We start from the raw sequence: 21376 nt of genomic DNA on the forward strand, positions 1-21376 counted from the left end.
CCTTAAATGGCGACCCTACGGCCGGCTCCAGACAATCTTCTTGCCAAAGCCCAGCGCATTGTCGGTCATCTTCACTTCTTCGAGCATGATTTCCCACAGCGGCGCAGTGACTTTCTTCGCCACCGGAAAACGCTTCTGATAGGCGTGACGCGCCATCGCTTCCCGCTCTCCATTTAACAGCTGAATTACGCCGCGATACTGCACGCCTTTGATCAACAACACGCTTTTCGGCTGGCCATTTACCGTGCCCGCCACGCGAGGATTTGCCTGGATTAATGTGCCATGGCGCGTGTCAGGCTCAGTCATCAGCCAGAACGCCATGTTCGCTGCATCAAACACATAGAAGCAGTTGGCGCACCACAGATCGTCGCCGTGGCTGGCAGATAACGACAGCACATGCTGTTTTTTTAAGTAGCGAATCAGATGAGCATGGTCGGACAAAATCGGACTCCGTGCGGCGAATAGCGATGCGGCCTGAAGCGCGCTACACTGCCTGCCAGCTAATTTTCGAGATGAGTATGATGGAACAAGGCTGGCAGCTCTATCTGCTACAAACCGCCGCAGGCATGCTGTATACCGGCATCACCACCGATGTTAACCGTCGCCTGCAACAGCATCAGCTGGGACGCGGCGCGCGTTCGCTGCGTGGCAAAGGACCCTTAACGCTGGTGTTTCATTGCGATGCCGGCGATCGCGCTGCGGCGTCACGCCTCGAGTATCAGGTGAAGCAGCTGAGCCGCGCGCAAAAGCTGCTGCTGGTTGCGCAGCAGCCGCCCTGCTTAGTAGCCTGGTTTAGTCGAAACGATTAAACGGTTCGGCGAATTCGATCAGCCCTTCTGCACCGACAAACGCATCGTCTGCCAGTTTGTACACCTGGAAGGCCGCTTCGCTGCCTAACCAACGACAGTGCAAACCATGTCGTGCCGCCGGTTCAAAGCCGAGTGGATTGTAAAACTCAGGATCGCCCAGCACCACCACGGCGCTGTAGCTGAACTCATTAAGTGAATCCAATCCTTCATACACCAGCTGTTTAGCAAGGCCCTGTTTGCGCACCGATTCATCCACGGCGAGCGGCGCCAACGCTACCCAGTTGCGGTCTTCTCCTTGCAGGGTCACCGGACTGAAAGCGGCATAACCCAGCACCTGACCTTCATCATCCGTGGCAACGACACCAAGAGTCAGCAAGCCATCTTCGCGCAGTTGCTGTATCAGTTCCGCTTCGGCAGCGGTAGCAAAACTGCGCTTTAACAGGCTATCGATGCCTGCTGCATCAACGCCAATTTCAGTACGAATCAACATGAGATCCCCGCGCGCGCCTCAGCGGCCTTCGCGTCCTGTTTCATTCCTGCCTCAATAAAAGCAGCGAGCTGCTGCAATCCCGTGCGTAATGGCGTGGGCATGGCATCCAGTTCAATGGCATCCATTAGGTTTTTCACCTCAAGTCCCAGCTCCGTGTCACCTTCAATCACCAGACGGCGTTGAAAGAACAACATATCGGGATCCGCTTTGCGTGCTGCCACCAGCAACAGATCGTTGGCTTCACCACGAAACCAGACATCAGCCTCGGTGTCGCGCGAAACGGTCAGGCGCCCTGCTTGCAGGGTGGTGATCCAGCGCAGATTCACATCGGCAACCTCGATCCCCAGATAACGCCCTTCCAGAAAGTCTAACTCACCTTCAGACAAAGCATGACGAAATTGCCAGTTTAGGAGTTGTTGCAGAATAGCTTTTTTTAGCGGGAAAGGGGTAATGGAAACGGGTAAAGCAAGGAATTCTGGGCCTTTTTCCACAATCAGACCGCGTAAGCGCGCAAACATCATCGACATTCCCTTCAGAAAATTTCATCTATTTTGCCACATCTGACCGGCGTCGCCTCCACTGAGATCAAGGAAATCGCCGCCTGGCTGGACGAAAAAACTTCACTCCCGATCATCAATGCCGCTTTCACTGCCTTAAATCAACATTGCTGTCCGGTCAGTTATTTACACTCTTCGGCTTCAGAATCCGGGGAGGAAAATGTATGGAACTGCTGTGTCCGGCGGGGAATTTGCCTGCGCTGAAATCGGCGGTGGAGCATGGTGCTGACGCGGTGTATGTCGGCCTGAAAGACGATACCAATGCCCGCCACTTTGCTGGCCTCAATTTTACCGATAAGAAACTGGCTGAAGCCGCGCGCTATTTGCATCAGCATCGCCGCAAACTGCATGTGGCCATCAACACCTTCGCCCATCCTGATGGGATGAATCGCTGGCAAAGCGCGATTGATGTTGCCGCTCAGAACGGTGCGGATGCGCTGATTCTGGCGGATATTGCCACGCTGGAGTACGCGGCAAAACGCTATCCGCAGGTAGAGCGTCATCTTTCGGTACAAGCCTCCGCCACCAATCTGCAGGCCATTCATTTTTATCATCGTCACTTTCAACTTAGCCGCGTTGTACTGCCGCGCGTGCTGTCGATGCATCAGGTCAAACAGCTGGCGCGTGAAACGCCGGTGCCGCTCGAAGTGTTCGCCTTCGGAAGCCTGTGCATTATGGCCGAAGGCCGCTGCTATCTCTCATCCTGGCTGACCGGCGAATCGCCTAACAGCGCTGGTGCCTGCTCGCCGGCGAAATTTGTCCGCTGGCAACAGACGCCAAAAGGCATGGAATCACGGCTGAATGAAGTGCTGATTGATCGCTACGCACCCGACGAGAGCGCGGGCTATCCCACGTTGTGTAAAGGGCGTTATGAAGTGGATAACCAGCTCTATCACGTGCTGGAAGAACCCACCAGTCTGAACACCTTGTCGCTGCTGCCTGAACTGCTGCGCGCCAATATTGCCTCGGTGAAAATTGAAGGACGTCAGCGCAGCCCGGCGTATGTGGCGCAGGTAGCAAAAGTGTGGCGTCAGGCCATCGATCGCTGTATGGCATCGCCTGAGCAGTATGTCGTGCAGGAACCCTGGATGCAGGCGCTGGGCGAGTTATCAGAAGGCAGCCAAACCACGCTCGGTGCTTATCACCGCGACTGGCAATAAGGAGATCGCATGAAATACGCCATCGGGCCAGTGCTGTGGTACTGGCCAACTGCAACGCTGGAAACCTTTTATCAACGCGCCGCCGAGAGCAGTGCCGAAATCATCTATCTCGGCGAAGCGGTGTGCAGCAAGAGACGCGCGACGTCGTTCAATCAATGGATGGAGATTGCGCGCATGCTGGCGCTGCAGGGCAAGCAAGTGGTACTGAGTACGCTGGCACTGCTTCAGTCGCCCTCGGAAGTTAAGGAGCTGCGACGCTATGTCGAGAACGGTGAGTTCCTGCTTGAAGCCAATGACATCGGCACCGTGAACATGGCGGCAGAGCGCAAATTGCCGTTTGTCGCCGGACCAACGCTCAACGTGTATAACGCGCAGACGCTGCAACTGTTGCTGCAAGAAGGCATGACGCGCTGGTGCATTCCGGTGGAGATGTCCCGCGACTGGCTGATTCAGCTGCTGCAGCAGTGCGATGCGGCAGGCGTGCGCGAGCAATTTGAGGTGGAAGTGCTCGGTTATGGCCATCTGCCGCTGGCATTGTCAGCGCGCTGCTTCACCGCACGCGCTGAGAATCGTGGCAAAGATGATTGCCAAACCTGCTGCATCAATTATCCCACTGGCCGCCGCGTGCTTTCACAGGAAGGCCAGCAGGTGTTTGTCCTCAATGGTATTCAGACCATGAGCGGCTATTGCTACAACCTCGGCAATGATTTGAGCGGCATGCATAACTGGATCGACATTGTGCGTCTGTCGCCACAGGGCGAAAGCACGCTCGCCGAAGTGGATCGCTTCCGCGCCAACGAAGCCGGTCAGGCCCCGCTGATGATGGCGCGCGGTAGCGACTGCAACGGATATTGGCGTCGCCTGGCCGGGATGGCGCTTGAAGGCGAGCGGTAAAGGCACATTCCGGCTATATTCCTGCGGTTATTAGCAGTTTTAATATGGGGAACGATGAGTAATACTCACAAGCGCAGGTCCGACTAAACACCTGCGCCATCCCTATTTGGAGTGCCCATGTCTGAGAAAAAAACTGTTCGCCTGTCCGTGTTGGATCTGGCGCCTATTCCACAAGGTTCCGCCGCACGCGATGCGTTCCATAATTCGCTGGCGCTGGCCCGTCAATCTGAAGCGCTGGGTTTCCACCGCTACTGGCTGGCTGAACACCATATTATGACGGTGATTGCCATCGCCGCGACCTCAGTACTGATCGGCTATTTAGCCGCCAATACCGAAACGCTGCGCCTCGGCTCAGGCGGCATCATGCTGCCCAACCACGCGCCGCTGGTGATCGCCGAACAGTTTGGTACCCTCGAATCGCTTTATCCTGGTCGTATCGATTTGGGACTGGGCCGCGCGCCCGGTTCGGACCAACGCACCATGCTGGCGTTGCGTCGTCATCTTTCCAGCGCCCAGGCAGATAGCTTCCCGGAAGATGTTTCTGAACTGATTCGCTGGTTTGACGCCGAAGAGGGTGAACATCCGCCAGTTCAACCGGTGCCAGGTTTAGGATTGAAAATTCCGGTGTGGCTGCTCGGTTCCAGCCTGTATAGCGCGCAATTGGCCGCTCAGCTTGGTTTGCCGTTTGCGTTTGCCTCGCATTTCGCGCCCGATCTGCTGTTCCAGGCACTGCATATTTATCGTGAGAAATTCAAACCTTCGGCGCGTCTGGCGAAGCCGTATGCGATGGTGTGCGTCAACGTGGTGGCGGCCGATAGCGAGCGTGATGCGCGTTTCCTGTTCACTTCGATGCAACAGCAGTTTATTAATCTGCGTCGCGGCAAACCGGGTCCGCTGCCCGCGCCGGTGGAGAACATGGATAATCTGTGGTCACCGTCCGAGCAATATGGCGTGCAGCAGGCGCTGAGCATGTCGATTGTCGGCGATAGCGATAAAGTGCGCAGCGGCCTCGCCGCGTTAATGCGAGAAACCCAGGCGGATGAAATTATGGTCAACGGCCAGATTTACGATTCGCAGGCGCGTCTGCGCTCGTTCGCACTGGCGATGGAAGCCGCGCGCACGCTGTAAACCTCATTGCGGTGGGTTTACCCACTCTGGACCCACCGCAATGGTTCGCGCGTCACGCGCCGGTGACTGGCCGTGAAAGCGGCTGTATTCGCGACTGAACTGCGAAGCACTTTGATAGCCCACCCGATAACCCGCCGTTCCGGCATCCAGCTTCTCAATCAACATCAAACGCCGCGCCTCGTTGAGCCGCAGCTGCTTTTGATATTGCATCGGCGTCATCGCCGTTACCGCTTTAAAGTGATGATGCAGCGACGAAATACTCATCCCCACGCTGCTCGCCAGATGATCCATTTTCAATGGATGATGAAAGTTTTCCCGTAGCCAGCGTGCGGCACGCGCCACTTTATTGCCTGGCCGCTCCGTCAACGCCATGTTGAGAATACGCGGCCCTTCTGGCCCGGTCAGCAGACGATAGAAAATCTCCTGCTCAATTAACGGTGCCAGCGCGGCAATGTCCTGCGGGTGATCCAGCAACTCCACCAAACGCATCACTGCATCCACCAACGGCGGCGCAACTTTATGCACGGCGATACCGCGCTCGCTAACCGCCGTGCTGCCGAGATGATGGTGTGGAAAGTGTTCAAGATAACGCATCAGCCGCGTTTCGTTGATGGTGATGCCCACGCCAAGATTTGGCTTCTCTGGCGTCGCCATGACCACGCAGGATTGCACCGGCATATCGAGCGTCACCAGCAGCAAATCGCCCGGTCCGTAATGCATCACTTCATCGCCCATGCGCAGCGCTTTTTGCCCCTGCGCGATGAGAGCAAAGCTGGCCCAGGTCGCCACATGCGCCAAACTGGTGGGCTGAGAACTGCGGCCGAAAGAGAGAAAATCGATCGGGCAATAGTGACGACCATCCTGCAGCGCATGGCGGGCAATGATTGCCACCAACTGCTGCCATTGTTCCTGATGAATCATGCGTTCTGCGCTCCGCGATAAGAAATCACTGAGTTGATATTCTCGCTTGTCGCTGGCGTTGCGCCTAGTCCTTGAGCAGCAGATTTGCAGGATCGTGCAAGAAGCTTGCAGGATTGCGCTACCACCCGATTGTATGGACAGCGCATGCTTTATCTTCCCCGAAATCTCAGGAGGAGAGACACGATGAAAACACTTGAAGGCAAAATTGCGCTGGTGACGGGCGCTTCGAAAGGCATTGGTGCCGCCATCGCCATGACTTTCGCGGCGGCCGGTGCTCGGGTGGTGGTGAATTATCTTCAGGACGAAGTGGGTGCGGCGGATGTGGTGACCGACATCCAGGCGCTGGGTAGCGACGCCATCGCCGTACAGGCTGATATCTCACGCGAGGCCGATGTGCAGCGCCTGTTCGCTAGCAGCATTGAGCAGTTTGGCGTACCCGATATTGTGGTGAATAACGCCGGCATTTTTCACCACGGTGACTTTGCCGACCTTAGCATCAGCGAAATGCAGCAGCAGCTGAATGTGAATCTTCTGGGCACCTTGCTGGTGTGTCAGCAGGCGGCAAAACATTTCCCCGCACGCGGCGGTTCCATCATCAATCTAAGCGCCTTAAACAGCCAACGCAGCACGCCCGGTTCGGTGCTATGGGCGGCAACCAAAGGCGCGATCGATACCTTGACGCAGGGCCTCGCACGGGAACTTGGGCCACGCAATATTCGCGTCAATGCGCTAGCACCCGGCATTATTTTGACCGAAGGTTTGCTGGCGGCGAAGAAGATGCATCCGGAGTTGAAGGCACAGCTGATTGCCGCAACCCCACTTGGACGCTTTGGCTTACCGGAAGATGTGGCGCAAGTCGCACTGTTTCTGGCATCTGAAGAGGCGGCATATGTTAGCGGTGAACGCGTGCTGATTGCTGGCGGCGTGTAAACTTTACTTTCCACAGGTATAAAAAAAGGGACGCATCAGCGTCCCTTTTTACTTTTAGCGTTTAACGCTTATGCGTCACGACGACGTGGTGCAGCTGCGCCTTCTGGACGCGGGCCACGACCACCTTCACGGCTGAAGCGTCCGCCTTCGCGGCCACCTTCACGACGCTCAGAGAAGCGACGTGGAGCGCCTTCGCCACGTGGAGCACCCTCACCGCGCGGTGCGCCATTGCCACGACGTTCGCCGCCAGCAGATGGACGACGTTCGCTGCGCTCGTGCACCGGTGCATCACCCATCAGCTGCATATTCATCGGCTTGTTCAGAATACGCGTACGAGTGAAGTGCTGCAGTACTTCGCCCGGCATGCCTTTCGGCAGCTCGATAGTTGAGTGAGTACCGAACAGCTTGATGTTACCGATGTAACGGCTGCTGATGTCGCCTTCGTTAGCAATCGCGCCAACGATGTGACGAACTTCAACACCATCATCACGGCCTACTTCAATGCGGTACAGCTGCATTTCGCCAACGTCACGACGTTCACGACGTGGACGATCACCATCGCGGCTGTCACGGCTTTCGCGTGGACCACGTGAATCGCGTGAATCGCGACGCTCACCACGGTCAGGACGATCGCTGAACTCACGACGCGCAGGACGTGGTGCTTCTGGTGGCAGAATCAGTGGACGTTCGCCCTGAGCCATTTTCAGCAGTGCTGCGGCCAGCGTTTCGATATCCAGATCTTCGCCCGGCTGCATTTTGCTCAGCAGTGCGCGGTACTGGTCCAGATCGCTGCTTTCCAGCTGCTGCTGTACTTTAGCTGCGAATTTAGCCAGACGACGCTCACCCAGCAATTCTGCGTTTGGCAGTTCAACTTCTGGAATGGTCAGCTTCATGGTGCGTTCGATGTTGCGCAGCAGACGACGCTCGCGGTTCTCAACGAACAGCAGCGCGCGACCTGCACGACCAGCACGGCCGGTACGACCGATACGGTGAACGTAAGACTCTGCATCCATTGGGATATCAAAGTTTACGACCAGGCTGATACGCTCAACGTCCAGACCACGTGCTGCAACGTCGGTCGCGATCAGGATGTCGAGACGACCATCTTTCAAACGCTCCAGCGTCTGCTCACGCAGTGCCTGGTTCATGTCACCGTTCAGTGCTGCGCTGTTATAACCGCTGCGCTCCAGCGCTTCGGCCACTTCCAGCGTGGCATTTTTGGTACGCACGAAGATGATGGCTGCATCGAAATCTTCTGCTTCCAGGAAGCGAACCAGCGCGTCAGTTTTACGGCCGTAAGCGGTCCAGTAAGACTGAGAAATATCTGGTCGCGTAGTCAAGCTTGACTGGATGCGCACTTCCTGTGGATCTTTCATGAAGCGCTTGGTAATACGACGAATCGCTTCTGGCATGGTTGCTGAGAACAGCGCGGTCTGATGACCGTCTGGAATCTGCGCCATGATGGTTTCAACGTCTTCGATGAAGCCCATACGCAGCATTTCATCAGCTTCGTCCAGCACCAGACCGCGCAGGTTAGACAGATCTAACGTGCCACGCTTCAGGTGATCCAGCAGACGACCAGGCGTACCCACAACAACTTGTGGTCCCTGACGCAGTGCGCGCAGCTGTACGTCATAACGTTGGCCGCCGTACAGGGCTACAACGTTAATGCCACGCATGTGTTTAGAGAATTCTGTGACGGCTTCAGCAACCTGTACCGCCAATTCGCGGGTCGGTGCCAGCACCAAAATTTGCGGTGCTTTAACAGTAGGATCAATGTTGTTTAGCAGCGGCAGTGAGAAAGCCGCAGTTTTACCACTACCGGTCTGCGCCATACCCAACACGTCACGGCCAGCCAGCAGGTGAGGAATACACTCAGCCTGGATTGGAGAAGGCTTAACGTAGCCCATACCGTTCAGTGATTCGAGGATGTCGGCGTTCAGGCCAAGGTCAGCAAAAGTGGTTTGAATATCAGTCATGTAGTACACGTGCCTCTTAGATTGCGGCGGCCAGTCTACATAACTCGTCGTGAAAACTTTCAGTCATTTTCATCAAAAAGTGTGAACCGGCTCAAATTAGAAGTTTTGACGAACAGAAAAGCCCTCATCTCTGAAGATGATGACTTTACAGGAATTCAGGCAATAAAAGTTCGTCAGCTATTGCTGGTCAGATTCTGATAAATCGTCTTGTGTCTGGCCGAGTTGCGCCAGTTCCAACAATGCGTATCGGTGCTCAACAAAGTTGTTTACGTTGTTGGCCACCGCCAGTTTGAACAACGCTTTCGCGTCGTCCTTCTCCCCCAGACTTAGGTAATACTTACCTAAATAGAAGTTGGTTTCACTGAGATGTTCAGCGAGCGAGGTGTTATCCGTTGCGTCCGCCTTGAGACGTTCCATCAGCGTTTTTTCACTGATGTCGCCAAGGTAGAACTCGACAATATTCCATCCCCATTGATCGCGAACCGCTTTGTCATGACGCTGTCTCAGCGTAACTTTTGCCTTGTCGGCATCCATATCGCTTTCAACGAGATAGAGCCAAAGGCTGCGGAATGGATCGTTAGGATCGTCTTGATAAAACGCCAGCAGATCATCTTGCGCTAACTTGTATCGACCGCCGTAATAGAGGGCGATACCACGGTTTAAATGCGCATAGTTGTAAGTTGGATCAAGCTCAAGTACAGAATCAAACGCTTCATAGGCAGCATCAAAGTTGCCTGCCTGCGTTAAGTATATACCGAGATAGTTAAATACCTCAGGCATATCTGGTCTTATAGACAGCGCTTGCGAAAAATCGTTCCGCGCTAGTGCCCTCAGACCCAAACTATCATACAACACTCCGCGCTCATATAATAGCTGTGCGCGTTCATCATCGGTCAGGGCACGACTGGCAAGAATTTGTTCCATGCGCGCCAGGATCACCTCTTGCTGCAGTGTGGGCTGCAAAGGTACTGCCAGAACTTCGTTCTTACGCCAATTGGAGTTGCTGCATCCTGCCAGCGTGATAGCTGTCGCAACAAAACACCAGCGCAAAAAAGGCTTCATTTCCCACTCCCGAATACAAACATTGGGACAACCATCCTGTCATCCTCCTGCTGTGCACAAGGATTCCCGCCCTCGCGATGATCTAAACACCTCTCCCCGCAAAGCAGGGAGAGGTAAATCGGTAAACGCTTACTCGGCGTCAGATGCATCAGATGCAGCGGTAGCAACTTCTTCCGCTGGTTTCTGCTCTGTCGCTTCTTTGATGCTCAGGCGTACACGGCCCTGACGGTCCACTTCCATTACTTTCACTGGAACTTCCTGGCCCATCTGCAGATAGTCGGTTACTTTCTCTACGCGCTTATCGGCGATCTGAGAGATGTGAACCAAACCTTCTTTACCGCCGCCGATTGCCACGAAGGCACCGAAATCAACGATACGTGTCACTTTACCTGAGTAAATGCGGCCAACTTCGATCTCAGCAGTGATCTCTTCGATACGACGAATGGCTTCTTTAGCTTTCAGGCTATCAGTTGCAGCGATCTTCACGGTGCCGTCATCTTCGATTTCGATGGTGGTGCCGGTTTCTTCGGTCAGCGCACGGATAACCGAGCCGCCTTTACCGATGACATCTTTGATCTTGTCTGAACTGATTTTGATGGTGTAAATGCGCGGCGCGAACTCAGAGATTTCCTGACGCGGCGTGCTGATTGCCTGTTCCATCACGCTCAGGATGTGCAGACGCGCACCTTTAGCCTGATTCAAAGCAACCTGCATGATTTCGCGGGTGATGCCTTCGATTTTGATATCCATCTGCAGCGCAGTAATACCATCGCGGCTACCTGCTACTTTGAAGTCCATGTCGCCGAGGTGATCTTCGTCACCCAGGATGTCAGACAGAACCACAAAGTTGTCGGCTTCTTTAACCAGACCCATCGCGATACCGGCTACGGCTGCTTTGATCGGTACACCAGCGTCCATCAGTGCCAGAGAAGCACCGCACACGGAAGCCATTGAAGAAGAACCGTTAGATTCGGTGATTTCTGAAACCACACGCACGGTGTATGGGAAGTCAGCTTGCTTAGGCATGACTGCCAGCACGCCACGCTTCGCCAGACGGCCGTGACCAATCTCACGACGCTTCGGTGAGCCAACCATACCGGTTTCGCCCACGCAGTATGGAGGGAAGTTGTAGTGGAACAGGAAGCTATCAGTACGCTCGCCCATCAACTCATCCAGATTCTGCGCATCACGTGCGGTACCCAGCGTTGCGGTAACCAGCGCCTGCGTTTCACCACGAGTAAACAGTGATGAACCGTGCGTACGTGGCAGTACGCCAGTGCGCACGTCCAGACCACGAATCATGTCTTTCTCACGGCCATCGATACGCGGTTCGCCACGGATGATGCGGCTACGAACAACGCTCTTCTCAAGGTCGTGTACGATGTCAGCGATATCGCCAGCATCCAGCGTTTCATCTTCAGCCTGCAGTGCCGCGATTGTTGCGTCTTTCACTGCGCCAACCTGAGTGTAACGCTCTTGTTTATCAGTAATGCGGTAGGCATCGCTGATGCCTGCTTCTGCCAGTGCAGTAACGCGTGCGATCAGTGCATCGTTAGTTGGCAGTGGCTGCCAATCCCAACGTGGTTTACCGGCTTCGGCAACCAGCGCATTGATGTTTTCAATAACGATCTGCTGCTGGTCATGGCCATATACCACAGCGCCCAGCATCTGCTCTTCAGTCAGGATGTCAGCTTCTGATTCCACCATCAGCACCGCGTTCTGGGTACCGGCAACAACCAGGTTCAGACGTGATTCGTTGATTTCATCAGCAGTTGGGTTCAGCACGTACTGGTCATTGATATAACCGACGCGCGCTGCACCGATTGGACCATTAAACGGCAGGCCAGACAGAGCCAGTGCAGCAGATGCACCGATCATTGCAACGATGTCCGGGTTAACCTGTGGGTTAACAGAAACCACGGTCGCAATAACCTGAACTTCGTTAATGAAGCCTTCCGGGAACAGCGGACGAACTGGACGGTCAATCAGGCGTGAGATCAGGGTTTCGCCTTCGCTTGGACGGCCTTCACGACGGAAGAAGCTACCCGGGATACGACCAGCAGCGTAAGTACGCTCCTGATAGTTAACCGTCAGCGGGAAGAAATCCTGACCTGGTTTCGTTTTTTTCTGGCCAACAACGGTAACGAATACAGCAGTGTCATCCATGCTCACCATTACTGCTGCGGTAGCCTGGCGCGCCATCATGCCGGTTTCCAGCGTGACGGTATGCTGACCATATTGGAATTTGCGTACGATCGGGTTCAGCAAAATTTAAGTCCTTAAATTCAGGGGCGCAGCCCATTCTGGCGCGCCGGGGATTACCGATCTTCAGTTGCATCCTCGCGACTAATGACAACCTTAACCGCCCATGCGGTAAAGCCTCTCATTAGCCGCGCGAACCTCTGCAAGCAAAGATCACTCTCTGCAACAATACATGAGTTTGGTCCGGATTGCTGCGGATTGCTCGAAAAAAGGGGCCATAAAGGCCCCCTTTTCGCGAAACTCGCACAAATCTGATCGTCAGATGCGTTTTTTTGCATAGTGCATGCGCTACACCCTTGATCAGATTCTTCAGACTTAGCGACGCAGACCCAGGCTTTCGATCAGACCGGTGTAGCGAGCAACGTCTTTACGCTTCAGGTAGTCCAGCAGCTTACGACGCTGAGATACCATGCGCAGCAGACCGCGACGGCTGTGGTGATCTTTCTTGTGCTCAGAGAAGTGACCCTGCAGGTGGTTAATCTGAGCAGTCAGCAGAGCAACCTGAACTTCAGTTGAACCGCTGTCGTTGGTACCACGACCGTATTTAGCAACGATCTCTGCTTTAGCTTCTACGCTTAGAGACATAATAAACTCCAGTAAATAATGAATGTATGGGTGCCGATCTCTAATTCAGCAGCCCGCTTTTAAAGCCGCGCCATTCTACTCTTCGCCTGATAGCAACGCAAATGCGCCGTTAGGTCAAATGCGAGAGGATTGATTACGCAGGAAATTCTACCACCAGACGACGCGGCGCCACGCGCCCATCCTCGGCAATTTCGGCCATACCAATGAATTTGTACTCATCACCTTCAGTCACGCGCACCAATCCCTGTTCCGGCGCATCCGCCACCTGAACCGGCATACCCTGTTTGAAATACGCCGCCACCGCGGGCAGCAAATTCACAATGGGGAACTCTTCTGCCGGGCTATCCATCGGCAGCAATAGCGCATCAAGCGCGCTGTAGTCCGGCGTTTCCGCCATGTTGACGGTAGCCGCCACGTCCTGCAGCTGCTCGAGCGTCACCATTCTTTCGATCGGATAACGCGCCACTTGCAGACGACGCAGCATGATAACGTGCGCACCGCAGCCAAGCCGCTCACCGAGATCATCGATGATAGTACGGATGTAAGTGCCTTTAGAGACGTGAATCTCCAGCTCCAGCTCATCCCCTTCCCAGCGAATAAACTGCAGCTCAAACACTTTGATCGGGCGCGCTTCACGCGGCACAGTAATGCCTTCACGTGCGTACTCGTACAGCTTGCGTCCCTGATACTTCAGCGCGGAGAACATGGTCGGCACCTGCATGGTGTCGCCACGAAAATAATCCAGCGCCGCATCCAGTGCTACCTGATCAAAAGTAACCGCACGGGTTTCAACAATATTGCCGTCGGCATCAGACGTATCGGTGCGTTCACCCAGGCGAGCAATGACGCGATAACGCTTGTCAGAATCGAGCAGATACTGCGAAAACTTGGTGGCTTCGCCGAGGCAAACCGGCAGCATGCCGGTCGCCAGGGGATCGAGGGCGCCGGTGTGGCCCGCTTTGTTCGCATTGAACAGACGTTTTACTTTCTGCAGCACATCATTGGAAGATGCACCTTGATGCTTATCCAGCAGAAACACACCGTGGACGTCGCGACCGCGACGACGAGGACGACTCATTAGTCCTCCTTGTCATCTTCCGCCGGGCTATCGCCACGGCGCTCAACATCGCTCTTAATGACGTTGCTGACCAGGTTCGACATGCGCATACCTTCGATCAGCGAGTTGTCGTAGAAGAAGGTCAGCTCCGGCACGATACGCAAACGCATAGCTTTGCCTACCAGCGTACGGATATAGCCAGAGGCTTCTTTCAGCGCCTTCAGGCCGTTTTGTACCGCTTCTTCATCTTTGTCATTCAAAAAGGTCACAAACACCTTGGCATAGGCGAGATCGCGCGACACTTCGACGCCCGAAACTGTCACCATCATACCGAGACGTGGATCTTTAATTTCGCGCTGCAGGATGATTGCAATCTCTTTCTGCAACTCCTGAGAAACGCGCTGTGGGCGGCCAAATTCTTTTGCCATTATTTCTTTCTCCCAAATAATTCGGGAGGCCAGAGGCCTCCCAAATTGCAACACATCAAATGATGATCAATCGATGGTGCGTTTAATTTCAATCACTTCGAACACTTCGATCATATCGCCAACGCGAACGTCGTTGTAGTTCTTCACGCCGATACCACATTCCATGCCGTTACGAACTTCGTTAACGTCATCTTTGAAGCGGCGCAGAGATTCCAGCTCGCCTTCATAGATAACCACGTTGTCACGCAGTACGCGGATTGGGTTGTGACGTTTGATGTTACCTTCGGTGACCATACAGCCCGCGATGGCACCAAACTTCGGTGATTTGAACACGTCACGTACCGCAGCCAGACCGATAATCTGCTGTTTGAACTCTGGCGCCAGCATACCGCTCATCGCTGCTTTCACTTCGTCGATCAGATTATAGATGACGGAGTAGTAACGCAGGTCAACGTTTTCAGCGTCAATCACGCGGCGAGCAGATGCATCAGCACGCACGTTGAAGCCGAGGATGATAGCGTTGGATGCTGCAGCCAGGGTTGCGTCGGTTTCGGTGATACCACCTACGCCTGAACCGATGATGCGCACTTTCACTTCGTCGGTAGAGAGTTTCAGCAGCGAATCAGAGATCGCTTCGACAGAACCCTGTACGTCAGATTTCAGTACGATGTTCAGCTCAGACACTTCGCCTTCAGTCATGTTGGCGAACATGTTCTCCAACTTAGACTTCTGCTGACGCGCCAGCTTAACTTCACGGAATTTGCCCTGACGATACAGTGCAACTTCACGCGCTTTCTTCTCATCACGTACTACAGTCGCTTCATCACCTGCGGCCGGCACACCGGACAGACCCAGGATTTCCACTGGAATGGATGGACCCGCTTCCAGCACTTCACGACCTAATTCGTCACGCATCGCACGTACACGGCCGTATTCGAAGCCGCACAGCACGATATCGCCTTTGTTCAGCGTACCTTCACGTACCAGCACGGTAGCAACCGGACCACGACCTTTGTCGAGGAACGATTCAATTACCACGCCGCTCGCCATACCTTCACGGATAGCAGAGAGTTCCAGTACTTCTGCTTGCAGCAGAATTGCATTCAGCAGGTCGTCAATACCGGTACCGGCTTTCGCAGAGACGTTAACGAACATGTTCTCACCGCCCCACTCTTCCGGAAGAATTCCGTATTGGGTCAGTTCGTTCTTAACGCGGTCTGGATCAGCATCTGGCTTATCGATTTTGTTGACCGCAACAACCACTGGCACACCGGCTGCTTTCGCATGCTGGATAGCTTCAACGGTCTGAGGCATCACGCCATCATCAGCAGCAACAACCAGGATAACGATATCCGTGGCCTGCGCACCACGAGCACGCATTGCGGTAAACGCGGCGTGTCCCGGGGTATCGAGGAAGGTGATCATACCGTTGTCAGTTTCAACGTGGTAAGCACCGATATGCTGAGTAATACCGCCCGCTTCGCCTGATGCCACTTTCGTTGAACGAATGTAGTCAAGCAGAGAGGTTTTACCGTGGTCAACGTGACCCATGATGGTAACGACCGGAGCACGAGACTCTTGCGCAGCATCGGTATCACGATCGTCCATTACCGCTTCTTCCAGCTCATTCTCGCGGCGCAGGATCACTTTGTGACCCATTTCTTCCGCGACCATCTGAGCGGTTTCTTGATCGATAACCTGGTTGATGGTCGCCATAGCGCCCATCTTCATCATCGCTTTAACGACCAGAGAACCTTTGATCGCCATTTTGTTGGCCAGTTCAGCAACGGTGATGGTTTCACCGATGACGACATCGCGGTTAACAGCCTGAGCTGGCTTGTTGAAGCCCTGCTGCAGGGTGCTTGGCTTACGATGTTTGCCGCCTTTACCGCCACGAACCTGCGCACGCGCTTCTTCGCGATCGGTTTTGGCTTCAGAATGCTTGTTGCCTTTCTTCACCGGGCGAGCTGCTTTAGTGGTGCGAGCACGTGCACGGCCAGCTTCTACCTGGCGATCGTTCTCGTCTTCTGCCTGACGGGCGTGAGTTGAGGTAGTGACGTGATAGTCGCCTTTATCCTCTTCTTCAGGTTTGGCCCATTCAACAGCTTTTTCTTCAGCCAGGCGGCGGGCTTCTTCAGCCACGCGGCGCGCATCTTCTTCCAGCTTACGGCGTGCTTCTTCTTCTGCTTTACGTTTCAGTTCGGCAGCTTCTGCTTCACGACGGGCTTTATCAGACTGCGCAGCCTTGGCTACTACGTCGGTAGGTTGATTAGTCAATTTCTCTTTTTCCGCTGCTTCACGTTTGGCCTTGTCAGCGGCTTCGCGCTTGGCTTTATCTTCGGCTTCACGTTGCGCTTTCTGTTCAGCTTCGCGACGGGCTTGTTCTTCCGCCTCGCGACGCGCCTGCTCTTCCGCTTCACGCTGCGCCTCGGCTTCCGCTTCTGCCTGAGCTTGCTCAGACTCTGCGTCGCCTTTCACGTATGTGCGCTTTTTGCGGACTTCAATTTGTACCGACTTACTTTTACCCCCGGTGACGGGAATATTCAAGGTGCTGCGCGTCTTGCGCTGCAAAGTCAGCTTGCTTGAACCGGTCTGACCGTGCTCACGATTCAGGTGAGACAGTAAGGTTTCTTTCTCTTGCTGGGACACCGCATCGTTCTCAGACTTACGGATCCCTGCATCAGCAAATTGCTGTACCAGGCGATCGACCGGGGTCTGAATTTCGGCGGCCAGCGATTTTACGGTTACATCTGTCATGCTGTTCCTTCCTGTTATTACGCGTCATCGCCGAACCAGCAGATATTACGTGCAGCCATAATCAGCGCACCGGCTTTCTCGTCATCCAGCCCTTCAATATCTGTCAGATCGTCAACACCTTGCTCAGCGAGATCTTCCAGCGTGCAAACGCCTTTCGCCGCCAGGCGATACGCCAGCGCACGATCCAAGCCCTCAAGATTCAGAAGATCCTCAGCGGGCTCCTGATTACCAAGGCTCTCTTCTTTCGCTAATGCCAGGGTAGTTAACGCATTTTTTGCTCGTTCACGCAGGGCTTCAATGGTCTCTTCATCGAGGCCGTCGATTTCCAGCAGCTCGTTGATTGGCACATAAGCCAATTCTTCCAGCGAAGAGAAGCCCTCTTCCACCAGAATGGTGGCGAACTCTTCGTCGATGTCGAGATGTTTGGTGAACATATCGATCGCTGCATGGGCTTCAGCTTGGTGCTTGGCCTGCAGATCATCGACGGTCATCACGTTCAGTTCCCAACCGCTCAGTTGGGAAGCCAGACGCACGTTTTGGCCGTTACGGCCGATCGCCTGAGCCAGATTGCCGGCTTCAACAGCGATATCCATGGTGTGATTGTCTTCATCCACCACAATTGACGCCACATCGGCTGGCGCCATGGCGTTGATAACGAACTGCGCCGGGTTGTCGTCCCACAGCACAATGTCGATACGCTCGCCACCCAGCTCGCTTGAAACCGCCTGTACACGCGCACCGCGCATACCGACGCAAGCGCCCACTGGATCAATACGTTTATCGTTGGTTTTCACCGCGATTTTGGCGCGTGAACCCGGATCGCGCGCTGCCGCTTTGATCTCGATAACTTCTTCGCCAATTTCTGGCACCTCAATGCGGAACAATTCGATCAGCATCTCTGGCTTAGAGCGGGTGACGAACAGCTGCGCGCCACGCGCTTCAGGGCGAACGGCGTACAGCACACCGCGGATACGGTCACCTGGACGGAAGTTTTCACGCGGCAGCATGTCTTCACGCACAATCACGGCTTCAGCATTGCTGCCGAGGTCCAGTGAAATGTTGTCACGGTTCACTTTCTTCACCACGCCGGTGATGATTTCGCCTTCGTGTTGACGGAACTGATCAACCACCATCGCGCGCTCAGCTTCACGTACTTTTTGTACGATAACCTGCTTAGCAGTTTGGGTGGTGATACGGTCGAAGGTGACAGATTCAATCTGATCTTCGACAAATTCGCCCAGATTGAACGCTTCGTCTTCATAACGAGCTGCATCCAGCGTGATCTCGCGAGTCGGCTGCGTGACTTCTTCCACAATCTGCCAGCGACGGAAGGTGTCGAAATCGCCGCTGCGGCGATCGATGCTGACACGCACTTCGATCTCTTGCTCATACTTCTTTTTGGTCGCAGTGGCCAAAGCGCTCTCCAGCGCTTCGAAGATTTTCTCACGCGGCAGGGCTTTTTCGTTAGAAACGGCTTCTACTACAGCTAAGATCTCTTTGTTCATCCTGGTTAGCCTCAATCCGGACTTTTAAAAGTGGGGGACCAGGTTCGCTTTCTGAATGTTGCTCAGCGCGAACACTTCATCGTTACCCTCAACGGTCACCGTGATCATCTCGCCTTCAACAGACTTAATGATACCCTGCCATTTACGGCGGTTTTGTACGGCCATGCGTAGTACCAGGCTCACCTCGTCACCGGCAAAACGTGCATAGTGTTCAGCAGTGAAAAGAGGACGTTCGAGACCCGGCGAGGAAACTTCAAGGTTGTAAGCCACGGTAATAGGATCTTCCACATCCATTACTGCGCTAACCTGGTGGCTAACATCGGCGCAATCATCAACATTGATACCCTCTTCACTATCAATATAGATGCGCAGGGTTGATGTGCGACCACGAATAAACTCAATACCGACTAATTCGTAGCCAAGCGCTTCTACTGGAGCAGAGATCAACTCTGTCAATTTTTGCTCTAATGTGGACAAGCCCACCCCCAAGACATAAAAAAAGGGCCTATAGCCCAGTGTTTCGATTTCCTGATAACAAAAAACCCCGAATATTCGGGGCTTTTTGTGACTGGACCCTGTACGCCGCATAGCGGCTTCGGAGCACAATCCAAAAGAATTTTTTTCAAAAATCACTGAGATTGCGTCCGTCGATGCATGCAGTATATTTGAAAAAGAACTCTAAGGGAAAGTGGTTGCGGGGGCCGGATTTGAACCGACGACCTTCGGGTTATGAGCCCGACGAGCTACCAGGCTGCTCCACCCCGCGTCCGAAAACGTGGCGAATAATACGCCGACCTTGCAAAAAATGCAAGTTAAACTGAGATTTGGTACCGAGGACGGGACTTGAACCCGTAAGCCCTTTCGAGCACTACCACCTCAAGGTAGCGTGTCTACCAATTTCACCACCTCGGTACATCACTAGACTGCGACGTTGTTTTATCGCACTACAGCGTTGACGATCTTACTGCGGGATATCATTGCCCGGCGTTGCCGGTTTAGCTGGCTGAGTCTGCTGTTCAGACTGCGCCGGCGCAGTGAGATTATCCCACTCGCTACCTTTGGCTGTTTTATTACTGTTCAGATTACCCAGAACCAAGCTGATGATGAAGAACAGCGTAGCCAGTACCGCGGTCATGCGAGTCATAAAGTTGCCAGACCCATTAGAACCGAATAGCGTACCAGAAGCGCCCGCACCGAATGAGGCTCCCATATCAGCGCCTTTGCCTTGCTGCAGCATGATCAAACCTACGAGGCCAATCGCTACAATAAGGAAAACAACTAACAGAGCTTCGTACATAATCAACCTGTTTCCTTGCGCGTTATCTGCACAGTTAAAGCTTCAACCAATATCGATGGGGAGTCTCGTCATCACCCATCAGAAGCGGGTGTGAATACTAACCAAAGGCACATACCTCTGCAAGTGCAATTTTCACCATCTCTTTCGATTGCGGAAAAAAGCACCATCCCGGTGATTTTGCAGGCGGAAAGTACAGAATCTCTCCGCCTGAAACAACTCAAACCGCTTTTACTGCATCCGCGATTTTATGCGCCAGCGCGCTGACCTGCGCCTCATCCTCACCTTCCACCATCACACGAATCAGTGGTTCAGTGCCGGATTTGCGCAGCAACACACGACCACGCCCCGCCAGCGTTTTTTCAGCTTCTGCGGTCACGGCTTTCACGCTCTCGCTTTCCAACGGATCGTGCTCGCCAGCGAAACGCACATTGACCAAAATCTGCGGCAGCATTTTCATGCCGCTGCACAGATCGTGAAGCGTCATATGGTTGCGCACGATTGCAGTGAGCACTTGCAAACTTGCCACGATGCCGTCGCCGGTGGTGGTTTTATCCAGCAGAATGACGTGACCGGAGTTTTCTGCCCCTAAACGCCAGCCCTTCTCCTGCATTTTTTCCAGTACATAGCGGTCGCCCACTTTCGCACGGGTGAATGGAATTCCCAGCTGTTTCAGCGCCAGCTCCAGACCCATGTTACTCATCAGCGTGCCGACCACGCCGCCGCGCAGTTGGCCCTGACGCAGCCCTTCGCGTGCAATGATGTAGAGAATCTGATCGCCATCGACTTTATGACCTAAATGGTCAACCATCATGATGCGGTCGCCATCGCCGTCGTAAGCCAGTCCGAGATCGGCCTTCTCTTCCAACACGCGATGCTGCAGCAGACGCAGATCGGTCGCACCGCAATCTTTGTTGATGTTCATGCCATCCGGCTGCACGCCGATAGCAATCACCGTCGCACCCAGCTCACGCAGCACATTAGGTGCAATGTGGTAAGTTGCGCCGTTAGCGCAATCAACCACAATCTTCAGCCCATTCAGGCTTAGCTCGCTTGGGAACGTCCCTTTGCAGAATTCGATGTAACGACCTGCGGCATCGACAATGCGACTGGCGCGGCCCAGTTCAGCTGACTCCACGCAGGTGATCGGCTTTTCCATCTCCAGCTCAATGGCTTCTTCGACTTCATCGGGCAGCTTGGTGCCTTCAGCAGAGAAGAATTTGATGCCATTGTCGTCAAAGGGATTATGCGAAGCCGAAATCACGATGCCGGCTTCAGCGCGGAAAGTGCGTGTCAGATAAGCAATAGCAGGTGTCGGCATCGGACCGGTGAAAGCCGCCGACAATCCCGCCGCCGCCAGACCCGCTTCCAGTGCCGATTCCAGCATATAGCCTGAAATACGCGTATCTTTACCAATCAATACTTTGCGTGAACCCTGACGCGCCAGCACCTTACCGGCCGCCCAGCCCAACTTGAGAACAAAATCAGGGGTAATCGGTGCTTCACCGACTTTGCCGCGAATCCCATCTGTACCGAAATATTTACGATTACTCATGCT

21 protein-coding genes and 2 tRNA genes are annotated in these 21376 nt (G+C 54.1%); 5 read left to right on the plus strand and 18 right to left on the minus strand.

Annotated features, from left to right (window positions below):
• Positions 1-15 precede the first annotated feature (15 nt).
• Positions 16-441 (minus strand): YhbP family protein, encoded by a 426-nt coding sequence (locus RTY00_RS01485; protein ID WP_312663189.1) that lies wholly within the window; start codon positions 439-441, stop codon positions 16-18.
• 80 nt (positions 442-521) lie between these two features.
• On the opposite strand from RTY00_RS01485, the gene RTY00_RS01490 reads away from it, so the two are divergent.
• A complete protein-coding gene (locus RTY00_RS01490; protein ID WP_061718453.1) occupies positions 522-809 on the plus strand; it encodes a GIY-YIG nuclease family protein in 288 nt (95 codons plus the stop codon).
• On the opposite strand, the gene RTY00_RS01495 is transcribed toward RTY00_RS01490, so the two are convergent.
• Both RTY00_RS01495 and RTY00_RS01500 read right to left on the minus strand, forming a co-directional pair.
• On the minus strand, positions 793-1299 hold the full coding sequence (locus tag RTY00_RS01495; protein WP_061718238.1) for a GNAT family N-acetyltransferase: 507 nt from the start codon (positions 1297-1299) through the stop codon (positions 793-795). The genes RTY00_RS01490 and RTY00_RS01495 overlap by 17 nt on opposite strands.
• Positions 1293-1817: an SCP2 domain-containing protein gene (locus RTY00_RS01500; RefSeq protein ID WP_036648365.1), complete on the minus strand. Its 525-nt coding sequence runs from the start codon at positions 1815-1817 to the stop codon at positions 1293-1295. Before RTY00_RS01500 ends, RTY00_RS01495 begins: the two co-directional genes overlap by 7 nt.
• Positions 1818-2020: 203 nt before the next feature.
• On the opposite strand from RTY00_RS01500, the gene RTY00_RS01505 reads away from it, so the two are divergent.
• The 3 genes from RTY00_RS01505 (at position 2021) to RTY00_RS01515 (ending at position 5038) form a co-directional block, all read left to right on the plus strand.
• A complete protein-coding gene (locus RTY00_RS01505) occupies positions 2021-3016 on the plus strand; it encodes a peptidase U32 family protein (RefSeq protein ID WP_061718239.1) in 996 nt (331 codons plus the stop codon).
• Positions 3017-3025: 9 nt separating this feature from the next.
• The gene (locus RTY00_RS01510; RefSeq protein ID WP_312663190.1) at positions 3026-3910 is read left to right on the plus strand and encodes a U32 family peptidase; all 885 of its coding nucleotides are present in this window, start codon (positions 3026-3028) and stop codon (positions 3908-3910) included.
• Positions 3911-4027: 117 nt separating this feature from the next.
• A complete protein-coding gene (locus RTY00_RS01515) occupies positions 4028-5038 on the plus strand; it encodes a luciferase-like monooxygenase (RefSeq protein WP_312663191.1) in 1011 nt (336 codons plus the stop codon).
• Between the two features lie 3 nt (positions 5039-5041).
• Here RTY00_RS01515 and RTY00_RS01520 read toward each other — a convergent pair whose 3' ends face one another.
• The gene (locus tag RTY00_RS01520) at positions 5042-5959 is read right to left on the minus strand and encodes an AraC family transcriptional regulator (RefSeq protein ID WP_312663192.1); all 918 of its coding nucleotides are present in this window, start codon (positions 5957-5959) and stop codon (positions 5042-5044) included.
• Between the two features lie 183 nt (positions 5960-6142).
• On the opposite strand from RTY00_RS01520, the gene RTY00_RS01525 reads away from it, so the two are divergent.
• Entirely contained in the window at positions 6143-6889 is a 747-nt protein-coding gene (locus tag RTY00_RS01525) for an SDR family NAD(P)-dependent oxidoreductase (RefSeq protein WP_265300875.1), read from the plus strand.
• Positions 6890-6957: 68 nt separating this feature from the next.
• On the opposite strand, the gene RTY00_RS01530 is transcribed toward RTY00_RS01525, so the two are convergent.
• The 14 genes from RTY00_RS01530 to glmM form a co-directional block, all read right to left on the minus strand.
• The gene (locus RTY00_RS01530; RefSeq protein ID WP_008104286.1) at positions 6958-8868 is read right to left on the minus strand and encodes a DEAD/DEAH family ATP-dependent RNA helicase; all 1911 of its coding nucleotides are present in this window, start codon (positions 8866-8868) and stop codon (positions 6958-6960) included.
• Positions 8869-8884: 16 nt separating this feature from the next.
• Entirely contained in the window at positions 8885-8941 is a 57-nt protein-coding gene (gene yrbN / locus RTY00_RS24685; protein WP_098053093.1) for a protein YrbN, read from the minus strand.
• Positions 8942-9045: 104 nt separating this feature from the next.
• Positions 9046-9930, minus strand: coding sequence for a lipoprotein NlpI (gene nlpI, locus RTY00_RS01535; RefSeq protein WP_008104288.1), 885 nt, complete (start codon positions 9928-9930; stop codon positions 9046-9048).
• A 129-nt stretch (positions 9931-10059) separates the two neighbouring features.
• The gene (gene pnp / locus RTY00_RS01540; protein ID WP_008104291.1) at positions 10060-12198 is read right to left on the minus strand and encodes a polyribonucleotide nucleotidyltransferase; all 2139 of its coding nucleotides are present in this window, start codon (positions 12196-12198) and stop codon (positions 10060-10062) included.
• A gap of 309 nt (positions 12199-12507) precedes the next feature.
• On the minus strand, positions 12508-12777 hold the full coding sequence (rpsO, locus tag RTY00_RS01545) for a 30S ribosomal protein S15 (RefSeq protein ID WP_036620269.1): 270 nt from the start codon (positions 12775-12777) through the stop codon (positions 12508-12510).
• 133 nt (positions 12778-12910) lie between these two features.
• Positions 12911-13855 (minus strand): tRNA pseudouridine(55) synthase TruB, encoded by a 945-nt coding sequence (truB, locus tag RTY00_RS01550; protein WP_312663193.1) that lies wholly within the window; start codon positions 13853-13855, stop codon positions 12911-12913.
• Positions 13855-14262 (minus strand): 30S ribosome-binding factor RbfA, encoded by a 408-nt coding sequence (gene rbfA, locus RTY00_RS01555; RefSeq protein ID WP_007886693.1) that lies wholly within the window; start codon positions 14260-14262, stop codon positions 13855-13857. Before rbfA ends, truB begins: the two co-directional genes overlap by 1 nt.
• 66 nt (positions 14263-14328) lie before the next feature.
• Entirely contained in the window at positions 14329-17019 is a 2691-nt protein-coding gene (infB, locus tag RTY00_RS01560) for a translation initiation factor IF-2 (protein ID WP_061718245.1), read from the minus strand.
• Positions 17020-17036: 17 nt separating this feature from the next.
• Positions 17037-18524, minus strand: coding sequence for a transcription termination factor NusA (gene nusA, locus RTY00_RS01565; protein WP_008104302.1), 1488 nt, complete (start codon positions 18522-18524; stop codon positions 17037-17039).
• A gap of 24 nt (positions 18525-18548) precedes the next feature.
• Entirely contained in the window at positions 18549-19001 is a 453-nt protein-coding gene (gene rimP, locus RTY00_RS01570) for a ribosome maturation factor RimP (RefSeq protein ID WP_036620302.1), read from the minus strand.
• Positions 19002-19213: 212 nt separating this feature from the next.
• A tRNA-Met gene (locus tag RTY00_RS01575) sits at positions 19214-19290 on the minus strand.
• 59 nt (positions 19291-19349) lie between these two features.
• Positions 19350-19436, minus strand: a tRNA-Leu gene (locus tag RTY00_RS01580).
• A gap of 49 nt (positions 19437-19485) precedes the next feature.
• Positions 19486-19821, minus strand: coding sequence for a preprotein translocase subunit SecG (gene secG / locus RTY00_RS01585; RefSeq protein WP_007886689.1), 336 nt, complete (start codon positions 19819-19821; stop codon positions 19486-19488).
• Positions 19822-20038: 217 nt separating this feature from the next.
• Positions 20039-21373: a phosphoglucosamine mutase gene (glmM, locus tag RTY00_RS01590; protein WP_008104307.1), complete on the minus strand. Its 1335-nt coding sequence runs from the start codon at positions 21371-21373 to the stop codon at positions 20039-20041.
• Positions 21374-21376: the final 3 nt, after the last annotated feature.

The organism is Pantoea sp. CTOTU49201, from assembly GCF_032054795.1.
GTDB lineage: Bacteria > Pseudomonadota > Gammaproteobacteria > Enterobacterales > Enterobacteriaceae > Pantoea > Pantoea symbiotica.